The following is a 20192-nucleotide window of genomic DNA, read 5'->3' as shown; positions in this document are numbered from 1 at the left end:
CTCAGACCCCCGCGGCCTTGCGGAGGGCCTCAACCCGGTCGGTGCGCTCCCAGGTGAAGTCGGGAAGTTCCCGGCCGAAGTGGCCGTAGGCGGCGGTTTGGGCGTAGATGGGGCGCAGCAGGTCGAGGTCGCGGATGATCGCGGCCGGGCGGAGGTCGAAGACCTCGCCGATCGCGTCCTCGATCCTGCGGATGTCGACCTGCTCCGTGCCGAAGGTCTCGACGAACAGGCCGACGGGGGCGGCCTTGCCGATGGCGTAGGCAACCTGGACCTCGCACCGCGAGGCCAGCCCGGCGGCGACCACGTTCTTCGCGACCCAGCGCATCGCGTACGCGGCGCTGCGGTCGACCTTCGACGGGTCCTTGCCCGAGAACGCGCCGCCACCGTGGCGGGCCATGCCGCCGTAGGTGTCGATGATGATCTTGCGGCCGGTGAGCCCGGCGTCACCCATCGGGCCGCCGATCTCGAAACGGCCGGTCGGATTGACCAGCAGCCTGTACCCCTCGGTCTCCAGCTTGATGCCGTCCTCAGCGAGGCGGCCGAGGACGTACTCGACGACGTGCTCCTCGACATCAGGGGTGAGCAGCGAGTCGAGGTCGATGCTGGCGGCGTGCTGGGTGGAGACCACCACTGTGTCGAGGCGGACCGGGCGGCTGCCCTCGTACTCGATGGTGACCTGAGTTTTGCCGTCCGGCCGCAGGTACGGGATCGTGCCGTCCTTGCGGACCTCGGTCAGCCGCCGCGACAACCGGTGGGCCAGCTCGATGGGGAGCGGCATCAGGTTGGGCGTCTCGTCCGTCGCGTAGCCGAACATCAGGCCCTGGTCGCCTGCGCCCTGCCTGTCGAGTTCGTCCTCCTCGCCTGCGGCAACGCCCTCGACGCGCTTCTCGTAGGCGGTGTCCACTCCCTGCGCGATGTCCGGGGACTGCGCGCCGATGGATAGCGAGACTCCGCAGGAGGCTCCGTCGAAGCCCTTCGCGGACGAGTCGTAGCCGATCTCCAGGATCCTGTCGCGGACGAGCTGGGCGATCGGCGCATACGCCTTCGTTGTCACCTCGCCGGCGACGTGGACCTGGCCCGTGGTGATCAGGGTCTCCACCGCGACCCGGGATGTCGGGTCCTGGGCGAGCAGCGCGTCGAGGATGGTGTCACTGATCTGGTCGGCGATCTTGTCAGGGTGACCTTCGGTCACCGACTCCGAGGTGAAGAGAAGCCCCATGGCACTTTCCTCCGGTGGTTCAGGTAGCGGGGACGGCGTGGATGACGTTCATGCCGCTGGGAAGGGCGTCGACCTGGGTGAGCCGGAAGCCCGCCTTCTCCAGTAGGACCTCGACCTGGGCCGCCGTACGCTCCTGGCCGCCCGTCCCGCCGAACAGCGAGAGCATGTAGAGGTCCATCAACGCGGCCGTGTGTAGCCGCTCGTCGTGCTGCCCGCGGTCCGCAGCGATCAGGTCGACGACCATGAGCCTTGCCTTGTCGGACATGGCCGCACGGCAGGTCTTCAGGATCTCCACCGCCTTCTCGTCGTCCCAGTCGTGCAGGATGTGCGAGAGCAGGTAGAGGTCGCCCCCCTCGGGGACCTTCTTGAAGAAGTCGCCTGTGATCACCGAATACCGCCCGGACAGCGGGTCGGGGGCGGATTGCTTCAGCAGGCGCGATGTGGAGCTGGGCAGGTCGAAGACGATGCCGTTGATGCCGGGGGTGGTCTCCAGGACCCGACGCAGGAAGGTTCCGTCGCTGCCGCCGACGTCCACGACCGTGGAGTAAGGGGAGAAGTCCACCTCGCGCAGGATCTCGTCGAGCTCCAGCGCCAGCCCGCAGCCCTGTGAGTTGTCGAACGTGCCGCGCAGCTCCTCGTCCCGCTCCATGTGCGTGAACAGGTCGGTGCCGTGACTGCGCTCGAACGGCGACTGCCCCGTGTGGACCGTCGTGAGCAGATCCGCCCAGGCGGAGCCGAAGTCGCCGGCGACCAGCTTCGCGGAAGGCAGCGCCGAGGCCGGGTGCGCGGTGGTCAGCGCTTCGCCCAGCGGTGTCAGCGAATAGACCTGCTCGGCGCTTTCCTCGAACAGGCCGAAGACCGAGAGGCTGCGCAGGAGGCGCGCGAGCGTGGGCGCGTCCGTCCCGGTCCGCTCGGCAAGGGCGGGCAGCGCCAGCGGCTCGTCGGCCAGCAGATCCGGAATGCCCAGCTGGGCGACTACGACCAGTGCACGCGAGGGCAGTTGGGCATAGAGGATGCGGCGGACGGCAGCCCCCGCTTCCCGGTGTTCCACGCTCAGTTCATGCACGGTCGCCTCCTGATTGCTCCATGGCGTCACCGGTCCGGCAACGCCATCCGATGGTCGGTGCCGACAGCCGTTCCACCAGGCCCCGAGCCAGATCCCCAACAGATTTCCCTTCTGTCGGGGACCTGTCGCGGCCCCGCTCTGGCGACCGGCGCGAACCTAGGCTCACGTCACCATCGCCACCTGGCCCACCCGCCTTCCACGAGCTGGAGCAGATTCATGGCAGACCCAGGTCACGTCCGGACGTTCAACCGGATCGCGCCGCGCTACGACGACAAGTTCGGCAGGGACTGCGAGACCGCGCACACCGCCGTACTGCGCTGGGCCGGTGCCGCCCGGCTGGAGCCCGGGAGCATCCTCGACATCGGCTGCGGCACCGGCAAGCTCCTCGAAGCCGCCGCAGACCGCTGGCCCCACGCCCTGCTGCACGGCATCGACCCCGCGGAGCGCATGGTGGACATAGCCCGCGCCCGGGTGCCCTGTGCGCAACTGTCCACGGGCGTCGCCGAGCGGCTCCCGCAGAGCGATGCCAGTGTGGACCTGGTGGTAAGCACCACCTCCTTCGGCCACTGGACCGACCCCGAAGCCGGCCTGCGCGAGGTGTGCCGGGTGCTCAGGCCAGGCGGCTCGTTTCTGATCGCCGAGCACGCCCCTCCGGGGCTCGTCCTCACCCTGCTCCTGAAGGTGCTGGGCAGGCTGCCCCGACTCCACGACACCGAGGGCATGCGGGACCTGCTGAGGCGCACCGGGCTGACGCCCGTCCGTCTGGATATCGTTCCGGGAACCTTCGTAGTGGCGCACGCGAAGCGCCAGAGCTGACCGCAGAAACCCCCAGGGCTCCAGAATCCCGAAGGCACAAGGCCGCCCAGGGATCACGCGACCCGGGACCGAAGCCCGCCCCGCACCAAGGAGAGTTCATGTCCAGTTCCCCGTCCGTGCTCGTCGTCGGCGCGGGGCCGACCGGCCTCGCCCTGGCCGCGGAGCTCGCCACCGCTGGTATCGCCTGCCGGGTCCTGGACAAGCGGCCGAACGCCTCGCCGCACTCGCGGGCCTTCGGCCTCCTGCCCCGCACCCTGGAGCTGCTGGCTCTGCGCGGCCGGGCGGACGCCTTCGTCGCCCAGGGGCTGCCCTGGGCTCACGCCGCGCTTGGCGACGGCAAGCGCTGGCTCGACTATCGCGGGATCGACAGCGCGTTCCCCTACATGCTCGTCATCCCGCAGAGCCGAACCGAGGAACAACTAGCGTCCTGGGCACTGGAATCCGGGGCGCGCATCGAGCGTGGAACCACCGTCACCGGACTGCGCCAGGACGGGCACGGTGTGGAGCTGGAGGTAGTCGGCCCGGACGGCACCCGCATCGAGAGTGCCGACTACGTCGTCGGCTGCGACGGCGTGCACAGCACCGTACGAACCCTCGCCGGCATCCCCTTCCAGGGGTCCTCGTACGACAGCTCGCTGATCGTGGCGGACGTCCGGCTGGACTCCCCGCCCGACCCGCCGGTGCATGCCCGTACCGGTCGGCGCGGCATGGTCGTGTTCTTCCCATTCGGCGACGGCACGTACCGGCTGATCGCGCTCGACCACGAACGGATGGGCGCACCCGTCGACGAGCCAGTGACCCTCGAAGAGCTCCGGGAGAGCTGCCGGGCCATCCTCGGCACCGACTTCGGGCTCCACGACCCGCTGTGGATGTCGCGGTTCCGCAGCGACCAGCGGCTCAGCGACCGCTACCGACTGGGCCGTGTACTGCTGGCTGGCGACGCCGCCCACACTCACATCCCCTCGGGTGGGCAGGGACTGCAGACCGGCATCCAGGACGCCATGAATCTCGGCTGGAAGCTCGCCGCCCAGTTGTCGGGATGGGCCCCCGACCACCTCCTGGACTCCTACCAGCGCGAGCGGCGTCCCATCGCCCGTGCCACGCTGCGCCGCACCGATCTGGTCTACAAGTTCGAGGTGTCCAACTCCCCGGGGGCCCGGGTGCTGCGCGGCCTGACCACCCGTCTGATGGGCCTGCCGCCACTACAGAACTCCGTCATCGAGCAGCTTTCCGGGCTGACCCTCCGCTACCCGCCGCTCTCCCGGCCGGAGGGCTCCGCCCCGCACAAGCTCGTCGGACGAAGGCTGGCGGACGCCGAGCTGCGCCCACGCGACGCGGCTGCGGAGGCGGGAGGCCGCCTCTACGAGCACTTCCGGCAGGCCGGCTTCGTCCTCCTCGACCAGTCGCACGGTGGCTTCTGCGGGCAGGCGGCCTTGGACGGATGGGCCCGGCGTGTGACCGTCGTACGGGGGGCGTACGAGGGCCGCACGGAGCTGCCCGAGGCGGTCCTGCTCCGCCCGGACGGATACGTTGCATGGGCCGGCCACGCCGGGGAGACCCCCTCGCTGCGGGCGGCACTGCGCCACTGGTGCGGGGCGCCCTCCCGCGTCCCTTCACGGGTGTGATGTGATCTTCTGCCCGGACCAGCTGGCGGCCTCGCCCGCCCGGGCAGCGCGTACCAGCACCGAACGAGCGGAAATCGTATGACTGAGAGAGCGTTACCGGACGGCGGCACGGATTGGGTCCGGGTGGTCCGCGCGCGGACGCACAACCTGCGTGACGTCACCGTGGACATCCCCCGCGGCGGTATCGTCGCCTTCACCGGCGTCAGCGGCAGCGGCAAGACTTCGCTTGCCATCGACACCGTCCACGCCGAAGCGCAGTTGCGCTACCTGGAAGGGCTCTCCCCCTTCGTTCGGCAGTACATCACCCCCAAGGACCGTCCCCAGGTCGACCGGATAGAGGGCCTCGGCGCTACGCTCGCCGTTGACCAGCGTCGGCTCAACCGACACTCCCGGTCCACCGTCGCCACCATGACCGGCGTCGACGCCTACCTCGGGCTGCTGTACTCCAGGCTGGGCGCCGACGGCGGCGGAGAGGGGGCCGGTCCAGCCCTGTCGAGCGGGCATTTCAGCCGCTACAGCCCCGAGGGAGGCTGTCCGCGCTGCCACGGCGCTGGCGGCACCCCGCACGCGGACCCCGACCTCGTGGTCACGCGTCCCGAACTCCCCCTGATGGAGGGCGGCTCGCCCTGGTTCGAGAAACTCCGCTCGCCGGAGCAGGTGGCGGTGCCCTTCCTTGCCGAGCAGTACGGCGCCGACCTTGCTCTGCCCTGGCGCGAGCTCCCCGTCGCGTTCCGCGACGCCCTGCTGTACGGCACCGGGGACGTCCCCGTCAGCACCAGCGTCCGCGTCCCCAACAAGAACTCCGATGCCGAGGTCGTTTACCAGCTGAACCAACCCCTGCGCGGGGCCGTCGCGGAGGTCGAGCGGCTGTTCGCTGCGGCCGGCAGCGAGAACGCCAAGCAACGCTACGTGCCGTACATGCGCCAGGTCCCGTGCGAGGACTGCGGGGGCACAGGTTACGGGGAGGCCGCGCGAGGTGTGTCCCTAGCCGGCGCCACGTACCCCGAGCTGTCGGTCCTGCGCGTGCACCAGGTGCAGCAGTGGACCGCGAGGCTCGCGGGCGGGCTCACGGGCGTCCGCAAGGAAATCGGCGAGGCGCTGCTGCCCGAGGTCACGGGCCGGCTGCGGATGCTGGAGAGGCTCGGCCTCGCCCACCTCGAACTCGGCCGGACCGCCCCCACCCTGTCCGGCGGGGAGCTGCAGCGGGCCCGTACAGCCGCGCAGCTCAGCACCTCCCTCACCGGGATCATGTTCGTGCTCGACGAGCTTGGGTCCGGACTGCACCCCGCCGACAAAGAGCGACTGCGGCTCATCCTCGCGGACCTGCGAGACGCCGGGAACACGGTGCTGCTGGTCGAGCACGACCCAGACGTCATCGCCGAGGCGGACTGGGTGATCGACCTGGGTCCCGGCGCCGGACGTGAGGGCGGCGAGGTGATGTTTTCAGGACCCGTGCGAGAACTCGCCGCCTGCCCTGGATCTGTGACCGGCCGCTACCTCGACCCGAGCCGGCCGCGGATCACCAGGGAGGTCAGCGCCCGCGCCGGTCGACACGGCTGGATGGAGCTGAAGGACATACGGGTGCACAGCGTGCGCGTGGACGGGCTGCGGCTCCCGCTGAACGCCCTGACCTGCTTTACCGGCGTTAGCGGCAGTGGCAAGAGCAGCCTGCTCGGCCACGCCGTGGCACCGGCCCTGGCGGCCGCCGTCGCCGGCGGCTCCCACCCGACGGTCGGCGCCGTCAGCGGCATCGGGTCGGTTGCCTGGGTGGACAGCGTCGACCAGAGCCCGATCGGGCGTACCCCCCGGTCCAACCCGGCCACGTACAGCAAGGCCTTCGACGCGATCCGCAAGCTGTACGCGGGTACGGACCGGGCTCGGACGCTGAACCTCGGCGCGTCGGCGTTCTCCTTCAACGCCGCGGCGGGCCGTTGCGAGGCATGCACCGGCTACGGCCGCAAGCTTGTCGACATGCACTTCCTGCCCGACATCTGGGCGACGTGCGACGTCTGCGACGGCCGGCGGTTCACTCCGGACGTCCTCTCCGTTCAATACCGTGGGCTGGCCATCGACCAGGTGCTGCACCTGACCGTGGACGAGGCCGCCGAGCACTTCGACGAGCCCCGCCCGCTCGCCGCGGTACTGGGCGCGCTGCGCCAGGTGGGACTCGGCTATCTCCAGCTGGGGCAGAGCGCGACAGATCTGTCGGGTGGCGAGGCGCAGCGGCTGAAGCTCGCCGATGCGATTCGGCGGGGGGCGACTGGCGGGCGCGGCGGCGTCGTACTGCTCGACGAGCCCCTGACGGGCCTGCACCCGGCAGACGTCCAGCGCATGGCGGGCGCCTTCGATGCGCTGCTGGCCGCCGGGCACACAGTGCTGGTGGCCGAGCACGACCTGCACTTGGCGAACTGCGCCGACTGGCTCGTGGACATGGGGCCTGGCGCCGGAGAGCACGGCGGCCGGGTCGTCGCCGAGGGTATTCCGGAGGAGGTCCGGGCCACGGACACCGCAACGGCTGGCCATCTGCGCCGACTTGTCCGCCCCGCGCGGTAGCCGCCCCGTACGCACGCAAGGACCCCGCCCGGCCGTCACGCCGCGCGGGGTCCTTCGCGCCCTTGGATCGCTTGCCGACGCACATTGCGCCGGTCGGGGGGCTCCGCAGCCGGGATCTGCGCGGCTGCAGCCCCAGCCGACCGGCGTACCCGCAGGCGTACCACCGGGGACCGGACCGAGGTCAGACGGACTGCCCCGCTTCTTCGTCCGCGGCCAGCGGCTCGGCGGTCTTCGGCTCCTGCTTCGGAACGGCCAGCACACACACCGCGATGAGCACCGGGATGGCCAACGACCAGAGGAACCCGGCCCGGAAGCCCTCGGTCAGGGCCTCCGGAGTGTCGCCGCCGGCTCCCGCTGCGGCCGCGGCTGCCACTCCGCTCAGGATCGCCAGGAACAGTGCCGCGCCGATCTGCTGCGAAGTGCCCAGCAGCCCCGAGGCGAGCCCCTGCTCCTCGTCCGGGACCCCGGTGGTGCACAGGATCATCGACGGGGCGAAGCTCAGCGCCGCGCCGACCCCGCCGATCGCCAGACCGGGGAAGACCTGCGTCCAATACGACCCGTCGACCGTCACGAAACTCAGCAGCACGGACCCGACGGCGAACAGCACCGCCGAGACGAGTAGCAGGCCGCGCGCCCCGAACTTCGCCACGAGCGGCCCCATCTTCATCGACACGCCCAGGATCAGCACGGTGACGGGGGCGAAGCCGATACCGGCCATCATCGGGCTGAGGCCGATGACCTGCTGCATGTAGAGCGTGCTGAGGAACACCGAGACGGTGGCTCCGCCGGCGGTGAGCATGCAGATCATGTTGCCGTAGCGGACGTTGGGATTACGGAACATGGACAGCCGCACGACTGGGTTGTCGATACGGCCCTCCTGCACCACGAAGCCCACCAGCATGGCCACCCCGAGCGCACCGCTGACCAGCACCGCCGGGCTCACGCCGTGGTCGGCGGCCTGGGAGACTGCCGTCACGAGCAGCACCACACCCGCGGTGAGCAGCCCCGCGCCCGCCATGTCGATCCGCCCCGTGGCACGGTCCGGGTCCTTGCGGACCTGCCGGGCCACAGCGATGATCACGATGATCCCGATGGGCACGTTGATGAGGAAGATCGACCGCCAGCCGGCCACGTCGGCGAGGACGCCGCCCAGCAGCTGGCCCGCGATGGCGCCGCCGGAGGAGACGGCTCCCCACAGACCTAGCGCCTTGTTGCGCTCCTCGCCCTCGCCGAAGCTGGTGGTCACTAGCGTCAGAGCAGCCGGGGAGACCAGCGCCGCGCCGAAGCCCTGCAGGGCGCGCGCCGCGAACAGCACCACCTCGTTGGGTGCTAGGCCGCACAATCCGGACGCGATCGTGAAGATCGCCAAGCCTGCGAGCAGGATGCGCTTGGGACCGAACAGGTCGGCCGCGCGGCCGGCCGCTACCAGAAAGCCGCCGAAGGCGAGGCCGTACGCGGTGCTCACCCATTGGATGTTGGCTGCGGAGATGTCCAGTTGCGACTGCATCGACGGCACGGCGACCGCGACCACCGCGACGTCCAAGATGAGCATGAACTGTGCCAGGCACAGCAATGTGAGGAGGACCCTCGACGCCTTGGCGCCTGGGATACTCTGATCCGAGACCATGTGTTTCACCCCTTGGTTGGGTTCGTGTCCGGGCGATCAGGCGATGCCCTGGGCGAACGAGAAGAGCCGGTGGCGGTCGTATTTCTGCTTGACCGCGCGGAGTTTGGTGTAGTTCTCGCCGTAGTAGGCGGCCTGCCAGTCGCCGAGCGACGGGTCGATGAAGTTCTGGTAGCTCTCGCCGTTCGAGTACGGGTCGATGGCCAGGAAGCCGTTGTCTGCCCAGGCCCGGCCGGCCTGCTCGTCCTCGGGCGTGTACTTCGGGTCGTTGAGGCCCAGCGAGTAGCCGGCGTAGAACTCGGTGTCGCGGTGCACGAAGGCAGTGTCCCGGCGGCCCGGTTCCTTGGCTGCCCCGCCGAGCGCGAAGAAGCTCAGGAAGCGGAACTGGCCCGCGCGCGGGTTGGCGGTGAACGCCTCAAGCGCCTTGTCGATGCCGCCGTCCGGGATGGCCGCGGAGAACAGTCGGCTGCGGTCGATCGCGAAGTTGGTCCGGGGTACCTGGGCCTCCGGTGAGTACCCGACGGTGTGGCACTGCTCGGGCGTCAGATCGGAGCAGCCGTAGTACGACATCATCGCTCTCTGGTAGGTCTGCTCCTCCACCGAGCGGGTGGCGGGGGCGCTGCCGACGTCGGCCACCAGTGCGTCCAGGACCGCCGCGAACTTGTCCGGTGCGCCGAGCCAGCCGCCGTACACCAACAGGTCGGGCCGGCCGGTGCCGGCGTCGAGCCACTGCACGCCCATCCCGGTGCCCAGGTCGCGTGGGCCCGAGACGACCCAGCGTTGCCATGCGGCGATGACCCGTTGGGCGGCCTCCCACGGCCAGGTCAGATTGAAGTTCACGATGGACGGCACTTGGGTGGGACGCAGTTCGAAGCTGGTGACCACGCCGAAGTTGCCACCGCCGCCGCCACGCAGCGCCCAGAACAGGTCGCCGTTCTCGGTGGCGGAGGCGGTGATGCGCCGCCCGTCGGCGAGGACCACCCGCGCGGAGACCAGCCGGTCGCTGGCCATGCCGAACTTGCGGGTCTGCCAGCCCATGCCGCCGCCCTGGACGAATCCGCCCGGACAGACCCCGGGGCACAGTCCGCTGGCCACCGAGACACCACGCGGCGCCAGCTTGGTCAGGGCGTCGACCTGCTGGACGCCCGGCCCCATGACGACCGTGTTCGTCGACAGCCGGAGCGAGTTGAGGCGCGAGACGTCCAGGACGACACCGGTCGTGGTGGAATAGCCGCCGAAGCTGTGCCCGCCGCTGCGGGGTACCAGGCGCAGGGCGTTGTCCTGGGCGAAGGCGAGCGTGGTCTGGACGTCCTGCTCGGTCTCGCAGTACGCGACGGCCTGTGGCCGGATCGCGTCGAACTGGCCTATCGCCAGGCGGCTGGCCTGCTCGTATGAGGCGTCGGGAGGCAGGACGAGGTCGCCGCTGAGGTGCGAGCCGAGCCTGGACCAGTCGGGGCCGGTCGCGCCCCGGGGTGGCGTGCGCGGGGCCGCGGCCGTTGCGGTCCCCGTGATCATGCCGCCGCCTATCGCGCCGGCGGCGGCTCCCGCGCCCAGTCTCAGGGTCGTACGTCGATTGAGCATGGCTCTCCCCTTGCTGGATCCGTGGTTTGTGAGTGCAGGACGCGAGCGCGTCCTGAGTTCGTGCCGACTGACGATTGTGAATCGGCTGGACGCACAGTGGTCGGAACCTGTCGGTCCGGAGAAAGATCGAGCTCAGGTTCCGGTCTCGTCGGCAGGTTCCAGTACGTATCCGCGGCCCCAGAGGGTTCGTAGCTGCAGGCCAATCGGCTGGACGCGTCGGCGGATTCGCATGACGTGGAGGTCCAGGGCATTGCGGCTCGGCCGCGAGGTGCGGGCCAGCACGGCCAGCAGGGCCTCGCGCCCGACGGGCTGAGTGAACGATTCTGCGAACTTGGACACCAGGTCCGTCTCCGTCGGGGAGAGGACGGCGGACCGCCGCCGGAAACGCAGGACGCCGTTGTGGTCCACACTCGGGATGGAGTCGGATCCCCCCCTGACCCGCAGGCCGTTCATCCGGGCACGCAGGTCGTCCTTGCTCAGTGGTGTGCGCACCCAGTCCTCGCGGATGTCGGTACAGATCGGGGCTTCCACCCCGGCCTCCACGACCAGTAACCGCATGAGCCCTTGCTGCCGACAGAGCTCCCTACGGGCCGACTCCACCGGCCATCGGATCAGTTCCACCTTGGTATCGAGATTCGAATGCACAGGCCACCCCCACTGGTTCCATCTGCAACGAACTGGGATATCGCCAGCACGTAACCACGGTTGACCTGCCCTTGTTCCTCTCAGCGTCATTATTTCGCCAGGCCGGAATCGCTTGCTTGATGCCCTGAAGATCATGGATGCTTCCCGCCTGCTAGTTCGGTTCCAGCCAATCGCGGTTTGCCGTCCGGGTGGCTGCCCGCTTTAATAAATGAATGACCATATACTAACTGGAGAGGGTGAGGTCATGGTTGGACGTCCCCGGGGCATCGAGGACGCTGTGATCCTGCGAGCGGCGGCTGAAGTGATCGGCCGGGTGGGGCCCATGGGGTTGACGCTGGCCCTCGTGGCCCGCGAGGTGGGACTCGTACCCGGCACCCTCGCGCAACGGTTCGGATCCAAGCGAGGTTTGCTGCTGGCACTCGCCGAGCAGTCCGCGAAAGAGGCGGAGGAACTGCCTGGCAGCCTGCGGAGAGAGCGGTACGGGTCCCCGCTCGCGGCGCTGGAGGTGCTGGTCGTCGAGCCGATGGCCCAGATGGCCACGCCCGAGGCCTATGCCAACCACCTGGCATTCCTGTGTATCGATCTGACGGATCCGGAGTTTCGCCAGCATGCCCTGGCCATCCATCAGGCGCAGAGTCGGGCCATCAGTTCACTGCTCGCCGAGGCTCTGGCGGCGGGTGGGCTCCGGGTGGGGACGGACATCGCCGCCCTTACGGAATCCATCCAGGCGATCGCCGCGGGAGCGGGCCTGACTTGGGCCCTCGACCGACAGGGCACCCTTGCTCAACGCCTGAAGAGCAATCTGGGCAAGGTGTTGGTCCCCCACCTCTCGGAGGAATCATGAACAGCAACACGCCAACACGGCCGCTGGTCGGCAAAGTCGCCCTGGTCGCTGGCGGCACCAGGGGCGGCGGACGCGGCATTGCCGTCGAACTCGGCGCGGCCGGCGCGACGGTGTACGTCACCGGCCGTAGCAGCAGCGCCGGACGCTCGGACCTGGACCGCCCGGAGACGATCGAAGAGACCGCCGCCCAGATCACCGCCGTCGGCGGACTCGGCGTCCCTGTGCGCACGGACCACAGCAGCCCACCGGAAGTCCGCGCTCTTATCGACCGCATCGCGGCCGAACAAGGCGGCCGTCTCGACATCCTGGTCAACTCCGTATGGGGAGGCGACCCTCTGACGGACTGGGCACACCCCCTGTGGGAGCAGGACCTCGACACGGGCCTACGTCTGCTCCGCCGAGCAGTCGAGACCCACGTGATCACCAGTCGGTACGCGCTCCCGCTGATGGTCGCCCGACGCGGCGGCCTGGTCATCGAGGTCACCGACGGCAACACTGCTCGCTATCGAGGCTCGTTCTTCTACGACCTGGCCAAGTCGGCGGTGATCCGACTGGCAGTCGCCCAAGCCGCTGAGCTCGAGGAGTTCGATGTCGCGGCCGTGGCCCTCACCCCCGGTTTCCTGCGCACGGAGGCCTTGTTGGAGCATTTAGAGGTCACGGAATCCACCTGGCGCGACGCTGTGGAGAAGGATCCGGATTTCGGCCACTCAGAGACTCCGGCCTACCTCGGCCGCGCGGTCGTCGCCCTCGCAGCAGACTCCGCGATCATGGCCAAAACCGGCCGCGCCTTGGCGACCTGGGATCTGTCTAAGGAGTACCGCTTCACCGACACCGACGGCTCCCAGCCGGACTTCGCTGCCCACTGGGCCGCTGCACTTGAACCCTCCCTCGGCCCCCTCGGCGCCCCGCTTTAACCTCGGATGGCCCGCCTATCGGGTCGGGTGGTGTACCCGTCGGCGGGGAGTCGGCTGTAGGCGCCCGCTAGGGGTGTGCCGACTCAACGGCTGCATGGAATGGCATGATCATGACACGCGAGCCGATGAGCGGTGGTCATCGACGATAGTAGTGAGGAGCAGGCCCAAGGGAATACCCGCCGAGCACAAAGGATCGGTTTCGGCGAGTGATCTCCGGGTATAGCGTGTGCTGCCATGCGGTTGGACGACGTTGCAGTCAACGATCTTGTGGGGCTTGGCTTTTCCCGCCAGGGGGCGCGGGTCTACCTCACCTTGGTGAGGCGGGAGTCGTCCACCGCGGCGGAGGTCACGCGCGCGGACGTCCCCCGGCAGCGGGTGTACGACGCGCTGGTGCGCAGGCGCCTGGCCATCCCGCGCTCCGGACGGGTTGGCGGCATCCTTCTCCGCCGTGGCACCCGAGCTGGCCCTCACCCGGCTGATGACCCTCCAAAGGGAGTCGCTGGAGCGGCTGGACCAGGCCTCGGCCGCCCTCGCCGCGGCGCTGACCCCGGTCTGGACCGCCGGGCGGACCCACACTGACCCGCTCGACGACATCGAAGTGCTGCGCGACCCCAAGACGATCGCCGAATGGTTCGCGACCTTCCAGGAGCAGGCCACCCCCACGAGCTGATCAGCTTCTGCAAGCCGTCCTTCGTCGCGCCGCGGCCAACAGTGAGGGAGTCGAGGGGTCCACCGGCTGCGCCGCGCCGGGGGTACGGCCCGCGCCGCCTAGACCTGGCGAGCCCACACGGCTGATCACGAGGTCCGGCGCACTCCCCTGCGGGGGACCGGGCCGGACTCGTACTACGACCATCATTATCAATCGATGCCGTCGTGCCGAAGGGCAGCAGCATCTGGTCTGCGGTGATCGGCCGGGCGAGGACCTCGTGTCCGCAGATGCCCGTGCCCAACGGTGGGTCGACGGGTACGTCCAGGCCTGATCGCCCCCGAACCGCCCCGCCGCTTCCTTCAGCCGCCGGGAAACTAGCCGATGCCGATCGGGGAGGGATCATTTCACCAGTTCTCGGCCCGGTGTCGGTCGATGTTCGGTAAAGGGGAGGTATTTGCCGGTTTAGAGCGTGAGGTGGGCGTGTGCAGCGGTGGTCACGGTTGAACGACCGTCAGCGAGCGCTCTTGCGGCGGCTGGGTGCCGGCGAGGAGTTGGGCTTGGCGTCGACTGAGCGGCTCTCCGCGTATGCCCTGCGAGACCGAGGGGTGCTGGCTGTCATTCGCCGTAGTGGGGCGGTGCGGGCCGAGGTCACCGAGGCCGGGGAGTTCTATCTGGAGCACGGCCACCATCCTGAGGATCCGCGGTATGCCGCCGCGCCCCAGGAAGGCGCCAGGAAGATGCCTGTGCCGTACTCGGAACGGGCTCTGGCCGCCAGGGGCCGGCGGGCCAGGGCGGCGGAGCTGATCGAACGGCTCGTGGCTGAAGGGCGGGTGGTCATCCCGGAGCCCGACGAGGCGGCGGAAGCCGAATACCGGCGGGCCGTCGACTACGCGAAGCGGTACAACCTCACGCCGCCGGGGAAGCGCATCGAGAGGCTCCGCTTGTGGAACCGCGACCTTCAGATCTCCCTCGAAGACGGGCCGCATCGCAACGCGAAGAGCGCGAGGCCGGAGAGTGCGCCGCTCGTCCCTGTGCCCGCCCGACTGTGCTCTCTTCACCCGGTGGTGGCTGCCCTCAAGGAAGACCGGCGCCGGCTCGCCGTGTCCGCGACGCTTCGGAGCAGGGCCCTGCGCCTGCTCCAGGGCCTGTGCGCGGAAGCGGTGAAACGCGGCTATGCGGTACGCGAGCACCCGATGGACGAGAACTACCACAGCCGGGCCCATGGGTACGACGGCACATACATCCCCTCTCGTCCCTCCCAGCGTGAGGGCGGGCTGGACTTGGTCGTAGGCGACTTCAGGTACACGGTGACCATCAAGCGGAAATTTCCGCTGTCCGAGGATCCGGAGCGGGCGCAGATTCTGATGATCGAGCACCCGTACAGCCAATCGGGCCGCCAGGACAAGTGGGCCGACCGGAAGCGGTGCCTTCAGAAGCGTGTTGACGTCGATGGCATCCCGGGCTTCGGTGCGGCCGAACAGAGCCCCGCTCTTGGCCGCGGCCAGGTCGTCGAAGTGGAGGACCGGGCCGAGGTCCGATTCGACCGGTGGAGCAGGTCGCCGACCAGTTCCACCGTGGACTGCGCGCCGGAGTCGGGATCCGTGACACGTAGGCGGGCATAGACCTGTGCCTGCTGGGTCACTTGGACCAGGTACCCGGCGGTCCGGTAGGCCTCGGCGAGCCGTGCGATTGCCTGCGGCAGCTCACCTTCGGCGCGTACGATCGGGGTGAACAGGTCGACGTCGTCACTGATGGGCCTGGACGGCGTGTCCGCCCGCGAGTCGGTAGCCGAAGTCCTCGGCGAGCGCTTCCAGACCAATGTGGATCAGCCGACGGTGCAGATCTTCCACTACGGGGCCGCCGCCGACGCGCTGGCGAGCTCGGGGAAGCCAGCCTCCCACGCGGCTCTCGCCGGGCGGGGCAGGAACAGGGCGCGCCAGTGGCTCCGCAGCACGTCGGCATTGAGGTGGGCGTGCAGGTCGTCGGGCGTCTGCGCCTCGCGGATGACCCGCTCATACATCAGCAGTACGTCGGCTTCGTCGGCCAGGTCGTACTCGTAGTGCGGGCCCCAGTCCAGGTGCCGGGGCAGGAGCACAAGGCCGTCCACCGGCCCGATCAGCTCCCCGAGCGAGCTCGGCAGGGTGTACGGCCGAAGCTGTGCGTACCTGCTGCTCATGCTCACCAGCATGCCTGAAACCGTGGCCCTGCGGTGCGCATACCCGCGATGCATGCGCTCCCAGGCGCCGCGCCGGAGCAGGGCGCGTGGCACGCTTGCCACGCCGTTCCAGGCACCTGACCGGGCCGGGCCAGGGCGCTTCGCCTCCCGGAAGTACCGCCGACCAAGATCCCAACCTTGCTGGAGGGGCGCGGCAGCACACGCAGAGAGACGGAGCGAGCGTCTCGCCGAGAGTTCTGGCGCGGGCGTAGGACCGTCAGCCAGACCGGCATGGTTCTCTCCGGACACCCGCGTGGAGCCGGCGGTGCCGCCTTCGTGCCTGACCAGCTTCCTGGGTAGCTTAGGGCCCCGTTTGCCGTGACCAGAGGTGGGCAAAGAGCGTCAGCATGCTGCACATAGCGCCCACTCTGCACGTAACGCACACGGACGGCCTGTCCAATTTGCGCATCACGGGCCGCTGACCTGCGCTTTCCTTTGACCTGTTTTTGTTAGATCTTATTCCGATGACCCATCATGTCGAGTGCGTGGCGATCCTTGAATCCATCGGGAAGGGCCTCTGACCTGCAGGTTAGGGCAGTGTGCGTTATGTGCGCTGTGGGCGTTACGGGCGATATCTTGACGCAGATTCGAAGCTCGTGACGCACGTTTTGACGCACACCCGATGCGTTTTCTGATGATGCATCAGCGCCAAAAGCCGCCTTCCGCGCGAGGACGAACCTCGCATGGTAGGCGGCTTTGTCGTGGGTGCTGGACTCGGCGTGACCCTGGTTCCGACAGAGCCCTCGAACTCCTCTCCTGAACACGTACGGTGACGATCAGGAGAAGGCCCAAACTCATTCCGCGTGTCTGCTCGACCGCCGGGACACGTTCAGGCACCTGGTTCGCTACCGCAACATCTCGGGGGAACCTGGCCCTGCCTTACGGCCTGATCGCAGTTGGGCGCCAGCTCGACCTTGTGCCCGGCTTCGCCCGTGACGTGACAGGGCTCGGTCATCACGACACCGGTGCCCTGGAGTTGACGCTTCGGTCCGAGCGGGACCTGGAGCGCGAGGCGACTACTTTCGGAGAGTACGCCGTGGCGTGATGGGCCTGTGTCCGGAGCCTGATCCGGCGATTCCCCGGTTTGGCTGACCGGGGATCTGCTGGTACGTTCCGCCGCGCCCGGCGAGCGGAGCGGGTGACGCCGCCCGGTTCACGGCTCGGTCGGCGCTCACCTGCGCCCCCAGTTGGGGGCGGAACGTCACGGCTTCCCCAGGTCGCGGCGAACCGGACTCCCTCGAAGGGGTGCCCGGGGCCGGCAGCGGCAAGGTGCTCGCCGCCTACTTGGCCAGGCTGATGGGCTTGCAGTCGGGGGTGGCGCAGACGAGGTCGTTCTGGTCGTCGGGAAGCATCCGGCTCGTGATCCGCTTCGGGGCAGGGCGTGCCTCGTACTCGGCCAGGACGTTCCCGGATCCATCCACGACAGTGATCAGGGAAGGGGCGATCGTGCCGCCCGTGAGGACGAGCGTGGGCACCAGTCCCTTATAGCGGACGCTGAAGAGGCCCACGTCTTCCGTCTTCACATCGGCCGGGGCCACCACGGTCAAGCCGCTGTCGGCTTCGGGGTGGATCTCGGTGACCGGGATCGATCCCAGAGCGGGCGCTGCGGGGCCGTCGCCGGATCCGGGGATCGTGCCGAGGTCGGTGCTCTCGGGGCTGGGCGTGGCGTCGGACATGGTCTCTCCTCACAGGACGGCACGCTGCCTTCCTGGTCAGAGCGTTCCATCGGAGATCACCATGGGGCGGGCACTCCCGTGGGAACGGCTGGAACCCGACGATGGCGCGAACACTCCGCTCGTGCACCGCCGGGGCTGAACTGCACGAACCGTCCGCGCGGGCGCGGCGCCCGTGCAGGCGTGGCAGCGCGGCGGCGGCATCAGCCCGGCAGGCCGAAGCGCATGCTAACCGTCACTGGCGGAAAAACGTCCGCGTCCTGTACTTCGTCACCGCACAGCGCACCGTGTCGCGGTCGCCCACATCGAAACTTGATCAGGACGACCGCGGTCGCGTCCCGGGACGCGGACGTCCAGTCGCGTGCGGACGCTGTGGTGCGTGCCATTACCTGTCCTCGCGCGGTGAGGAGCAGGAGCAGGGCCTTGGAGTGGGCGGTTCCGAGCGCGTTGGCCACCGCTTCGGCGGACATACCGCTGTCACACAGCGGGCCGGTGGTCTCCTCGCCCACCCAGGCGGCGATCTGCTCCAGCACACCCGCGGCGCGCAACGCTTCTCCGAGGGTGCGTCCGACCTCACAGACTGCGGTCGCAGGTTCCCGTGGCGTAGCGGCCAGTGGTGGCGTGCCATTCGTGGTTTCCGCCGAGCCATGAGTGGAGTCCGGTGAGGTAGCGCCAGAGTTGTGGTGAGGGGATCGTGGCGGTGAGTTCGCGGTGTGCGGTTTCGAATTCGCGGACGAGTTCGTCGTGGTAAGCGGCGCTCAGGCGGACCGCTTCATGGGTGGTGCAGCCCTGTTCGGCGGCGATGACGTCGGGTAGTCCGCCATCGCCGATACCGGGTTCGGACTCCTTGGCCATCGAGTACAGGTCGTTGAGGATGATGCTCGTGCTGGCCGCGAGCATGGTCGCCCGGCGTACCGGCGGGTGGCTGTAGAGCGTGGCGGGCAGCTCGTATCCGCCGATCACGTCGATGAGCGTCATGCACGGCAGGAAGCTGTTGACCTGCCGTGCAGCCAAGTACTCCCACACTGCGGGGGTCGTCTTCGTGGTCCGCCAGCCGGCTTCGCCGTTCATGGCCACGAACATGGCCACGGTCTCGTGGCGGACCCTGCCCACTTGGGCGGGGGTGGCGATGCTCGCGACGTTGCCGATGTAGGAGCGCAGCGCCACCAGGACGGGATCCGAGGTGAGTGCCAGCTCGAGTTGCTCCTGGTATCCCCAGCCGCCCACCAGGTGGGCGGGGTCCAGGGCGCTCTGGGCGAGGGTGAAACGGTTTCCCACCAGCGCGGAATCCGATCCGGTGCGCTCGTCGTCGCAGTAGTAGTCGTCCACCGCGAACAGGGCCACCATGCACTGCGCGGCCAGCAGGAGCCGGTCGGGATCGTCGCAGTCGGGATGGATGAGCATGGCGTAGCGGCCTTCCGGAGTTTCGTCGGCGCCTGGCTGGTTCGATGCCGTGGTAACCCATTTAGCGGCAGGAGATTTGAACTTGGAGGGGTGCAGGGACGATCTTCGTTTTCGCAGGTTCCGACGCCCCTGTACCGGCGTCCCTGGGCCTCGGGTCTGGAAGAGGGATTGTGGTGAGTGATGTGCTGGCTCCTCCAGACGTCGTTGTGCCTTTCTGTAAGGTGGAACGGACCGGCCCGGCGTCGGTGCGCCGGACGATGATCGTGCAACCTGGGATGTGTGGGCCCCTGCAGAACCTGGTCGCGTGCGTGGGCGACTGGACGTGGCAGACCGTCAGCATGGTGTGCGGCTTGGACGTGTTCAACGCCCGCGACGCACGGGGACTACCGTCTTACCTTGCCTTCTATTACTACCGCCTCACCTCCGGTTCCCGATTCCATCCCCGTAATCTGACGTTCGGCGAACGCATCGAGGTCGACTCCCTGGTCTTCAACAGCGGTCGCCTGTCCGTGGTGACGGTGCACCGGATCCGCCGGATCACAGCAGAGGGGCAGCCGCCGCTGCCTTTCGACGCGGACGAGATGTCCAGCCGACCTCGCCCGGACTGCCTGTACGTCGAGAACCTCAACGTGTGGGTCTCGCGCAGCGATCCCCGCAGCAACGTCGCGCTCGTGCGCAGCGCACCGGTTGGTTTCACTCACGTGCATCTGCCCCACGCGGACAGCCCTCGCCACCTTTGCGCACGCGCCCGCGACCTCGGGGTCTTCCCCGACTCCGAGCGCTCCCACTGGCCCCGTTCGGCACCCGACCTCGTCCTGGAACACCCCGTCGATGTCGTCTGCGATGTCAACGGGGTCGGCCTGCTCTATTTCGCCGCGTTCTTCCCCATTGTGGAGCGTGCTCAGCTCCACCAATGGCGGGCCTCCGGTGGCACCGACCGCGCCTTCCTCGACCGCACACTCCTCGACGCCCGCATCTGCTACCTCGCCAATGCCGACCTGGATGCCACCCTCACCGTCGCGCTGCGCACCTCGTACGATCCCGACGACCCGGTCCACCAGAAGAGCGACCTCGCCATCAGCGAGGCCACCACCAGGCGCACCATCGCGGTCGCATCCTTCCGCCACCGCGCTCCCGTCGGCTGAGCCTGGCCACGGCCCTCGTCGCCCGTTTCTACGTCCCCTCTGCTGTCGGCCCCTGCCGTGGCCCCGAGCCGTCCCCGCGAGGTCATCAAGGCCGCGCGACCACCTGCACCCGGAAATTGCTGCATACGAATGAACACTTCTGTATACGCTTTAGAAATGACTTCTTCAGGGGATCGCGGGCGTGGTAGGAGTGAGGGGCGCCCTCACCGGAAACGCCGG

At 68.8% G+C, this 20192-nt stretch carries 17 protein-coding genes and 1 pseudogene; 9 read left to right on the top strand and 9 right to left on the bottom strand.

Annotation, left to right across the window (positions count from 1 at the left end; all coding sequences use genetic code 11):
* Window position 1: 1 nt before the first annotated feature.
* Both metK and NLX94_RS30360 read right to left on the bottom strand, forming a co-directional pair.
* Window positions 2–1219 carry a methionine adenosyltransferase gene (gene metK, locus NLX94_RS30365; RefSeq protein WP_254386314.1) on the bottom strand — a complete coding sequence of 406 codons (1218 nt, stop codon included), beginning with the start codon at window positions 1217–1219 and terminating at the stop codon, window positions 2–4.
* 19 nt (window positions 1220–1238) lie between these two features.
* Window positions 1239–2285, bottom strand: coding sequence for an acetylserotonin O-methyltransferase (locus NLX94_RS30360; protein ID WP_254386313.1), 1047 nt, complete (start codon window positions 2283–2285; stop codon window positions 1239–1241).
* A 216-nt stretch (window positions 2286–2501) separates the two neighbouring features.
* On the opposite strand from NLX94_RS30360, the gene NLX94_RS30355 reads away from it, so the two are divergent.
* The 3 genes from NLX94_RS30355 (at window position 2502) to NLX94_RS30345 (ending at window position 7279) form a co-directional block, all read left to right on the top strand.
* Window positions 2502–3101: a class I SAM-dependent methyltransferase gene (locus NLX94_RS30355; protein WP_254386312.1), complete on the top strand. Its 600-nt coding sequence runs from the start codon at window positions 2502–2504 to the stop codon at window positions 3099–3101.
* 98 nt (window positions 3102–3199) lie between these two features.
* On the top strand, window positions 3200–4726 hold the full coding sequence (locus NLX94_RS30350; protein ID WP_254386311.1) for an FAD-dependent oxidoreductase: 1527 nt from the start codon (window positions 3200–3202) through the stop codon (window positions 4724–4726).
* A gap of 78 nt (window positions 4727–4804) precedes the next feature.
* Window positions 4805–7279, top strand: coding sequence for an excinuclease ABC subunit UvrA (locus tag NLX94_RS30345; protein ID WP_254386310.1), 2475 nt, complete (start codon window positions 4805–4807; stop codon window positions 7277–7279).
* A 181-nt stretch (window positions 7280–7460) separates the two neighbouring features.
* On the opposite strand, the gene NLX94_RS30340 is transcribed toward NLX94_RS30345, so the two are convergent.
* The 3 genes from NLX94_RS30340 to NLX94_RS30330 form a co-directional block, all read right to left on the bottom strand.
* Window positions 7461–8906 carry an MFS transporter gene (locus NLX94_RS30340; protein WP_254386309.1) on the bottom strand — a complete coding sequence of 482 codons (1446 nt, stop codon included), beginning with the start codon at window positions 8904–8906 and terminating at the stop codon, window positions 7461–7463.
* 36 nt (window positions 8907–8942) lie between these two features.
* Window positions 8943–10484, bottom strand: coding sequence for an FAD-binding oxidoreductase (locus NLX94_RS30335; RefSeq protein WP_254386308.1), 1542 nt, complete (start codon window positions 10482–10484; stop codon window positions 8943–8945).
* A gap of 132 nt (window positions 10485–10616) precedes the next feature.
* Window positions 10617–11042, bottom strand: a complete 426-nt coding sequence (locus NLX94_RS30330) for a helix-turn-helix domain-containing protein (protein ID WP_254386307.1) — start codon at window positions 11040–11042, stop codon at window positions 10617–10619.
* A gap of 331 nt (window positions 11043–11373) precedes the next feature.
* Between NLX94_RS30330 and NLX94_RS30325 the strand changes: the two genes are divergently transcribed.
* From NLX94_RS30325 to NLX94_RS30305, 5 genes and pseudogenes are all read left to right on the top strand, one after another.
* Window positions 11374–11973, top strand: coding sequence for a TetR/AcrR family transcriptional regulator (locus NLX94_RS30325; protein ID WP_254386306.1), 600 nt, complete (start codon window positions 11374–11376; stop codon window positions 11971–11973).
* Entirely contained in the window at window positions 11970–12887 is a 918-nt protein-coding gene (locus NLX94_RS30320) for an SDR family oxidoreductase (protein ID WP_254386305.1), read from the top strand. Before NLX94_RS30325 ends, NLX94_RS30320 begins: the two co-directional genes overlap by 4 nt.
* A gap of 234 nt (window positions 12888–13121) precedes the next feature.
* Window positions 13122–13220: pseudogene (locus NLX94_RS39475) on the top strand (TrmB family transcriptional regulator); the annotation flags it as partial.
* Between the two features lie 115 nt (window positions 13221–13335).
* Window positions 13336–13557, top strand: a complete 222-nt coding sequence (locus NLX94_RS39470; protein WP_254386405.1) for a hypothetical protein — start codon at window positions 13336–13338, stop codon at window positions 13555–13557.
* Window positions 13558–14093: 536 nt separating this feature from the next.
* Window positions 14094–15158, top strand: coding sequence for a hypothetical protein (locus NLX94_RS30305; RefSeq protein WP_254386304.1), 1065 nt, complete (start codon window positions 14094–14096; stop codon window positions 15156–15158).
* A 227-nt stretch (window positions 15159–15385) separates the two neighbouring features.
* On the opposite strand, the gene NLX94_RS30300 is transcribed toward NLX94_RS30305, so the two are convergent.
* From NLX94_RS30300 to NLX94_RS30285, 4 genes are all read right to left on the bottom strand, one after another.
* The gene (locus NLX94_RS30300) at window positions 15386–15712 is read right to left on the bottom strand and encodes a hypothetical protein (protein WP_254386303.1); all 327 of its coding nucleotides are present in this window, start codon (window positions 15710–15712) and stop codon (window positions 15386–15388) included.
* 1319 nt (window positions 15713–17031) lie between these two features.
* Complete coding sequence (locus NLX94_RS30295; RefSeq protein ID WP_254386302.1) at window positions 17032–17427, bottom strand: hypothetical protein; 396 nt, start codon at window positions 17425–17427, stop codon at window positions 17032–17034.
* Window positions 17428–17627: 200 nt separating this feature from the next.
* On the bottom strand, window positions 17628–17957 hold the full coding sequence (locus NLX94_RS30290) for a hypothetical protein (RefSeq protein WP_254386301.1): 330 nt from the start codon (window positions 17955–17957) through the stop codon (window positions 17628–17630).
* Window positions 17958–17997: 40 nt separating this feature from the next.
* Window positions 17998–18828, bottom strand: a complete 831-nt coding sequence (locus NLX94_RS30285; RefSeq protein ID WP_254386300.1) for a terpene synthase — start codon at window positions 18826–18828, stop codon at window positions 17998–18000.
* A gap of 173 nt (window positions 18829–19001) precedes the next feature.
* On the opposite strand from NLX94_RS30285, the gene NLX94_RS30280 reads away from it, so the two are divergent.
* Window positions 19002–19973 carry an LnmK family bifunctional acyltransferase/decarboxylase gene (locus NLX94_RS30280; protein WP_254386299.1) on the top strand — a complete coding sequence of 324 codons (972 nt, stop codon included), beginning with the start codon at window positions 19002–19004 and terminating at the stop codon, window positions 19971–19973.
* Window positions 19974–20192 lie beyond the last annotated feature (219 nt).

This window comes from Streptomyces sp. TBY4, from assembly GCF_024213195.1.
Classification (GTDB): Bacteria; Actinomycetota; Actinomycetes; order Streptomycetales; family Streptomycetaceae; genus Streptomyces.
Note: the sequence above shows the minus strand (reverse complement) of the source record. Positions and strands in the feature narration are given on the sequence as shown.

Coding starts and splice junctions, on each gene's coding strand:
- NLX94_RS30335 (WP_254386308.1), bottom strand. CDS start 10,484: ATGCTCAATCGACGTACGACCCTGAGACTGGGCGCGGGAGCCGCCGCC.
- NLX94_RS30300 (WP_254386303.1), bottom strand. CDS start 15,712: ATGAGCAGCAGGTACGCACAGCTTCGGCCGTACACCCTGCCGAGCTCG.
- NLX94_RS30340 (WP_254386309.1), bottom strand. CDS start 8,906: ATGGTCTCGGATCAGAGTATCCCAGGCGCCAAGGCGTCGAGGGTCCTC.
- NLX94_RS30295 (WP_254386302.1), bottom strand. CDS start 17,427: ATGTCCGACGCCACGCCCAGCCCCGAGAGCACCGACCTCGGCACGATC.
- NLX94_RS30330 (WP_254386307.1), bottom strand. CDS start 11,042: ATGCGGTTACTGGTCGTGGAGGCCGGGGTGGAAGCCCCGATCTGTACC.
- NLX94_RS30320 (WP_254386305.1), top strand. CDS start 11,970: ATGAACAGCAACACGCCAACACGGCCGCTGGTCGGCAAAGTCGCCCTG.
- NLX94_RS30345 (WP_254386310.1), top strand. CDS start 4,805: ATGACTGAGAGAGCGTTACCGGACGGCGGCACGGATTGGGTCCGGGTG.
- metK (WP_254386314.1), bottom strand. CDS start 1,219: ATGGGGCTTCTCTTCACCTCGGAGTCGGTGACCGAAGGTCACCCTGAC.
- NLX94_RS30285 (WP_254386300.1), bottom strand. CDS start 18,828: ATGCTCATCCATCCCGACTGCGACGATCCCGACCGGCTCCTGCTGGCC.
- NLX94_RS30355 (WP_254386312.1), top strand. CDS start 2,502: ATGGCAGACCCAGGTCACGTCCGGACGTTCAACCGGATCGCGCCGCGC.
- NLX94_RS30350 (WP_254386311.1), top strand. CDS start 3,200: ATGTCCAGTTCCCCGTCCGTGCTCGTCGTCGGCGCGGGGCCGACCGGC.
- NLX94_RS30325 (WP_254386306.1), top strand. CDS start 11,374: ATGGTTGGACGTCCCCGGGGCATCGAGGACGCTGTGATCCTGCGAGCG.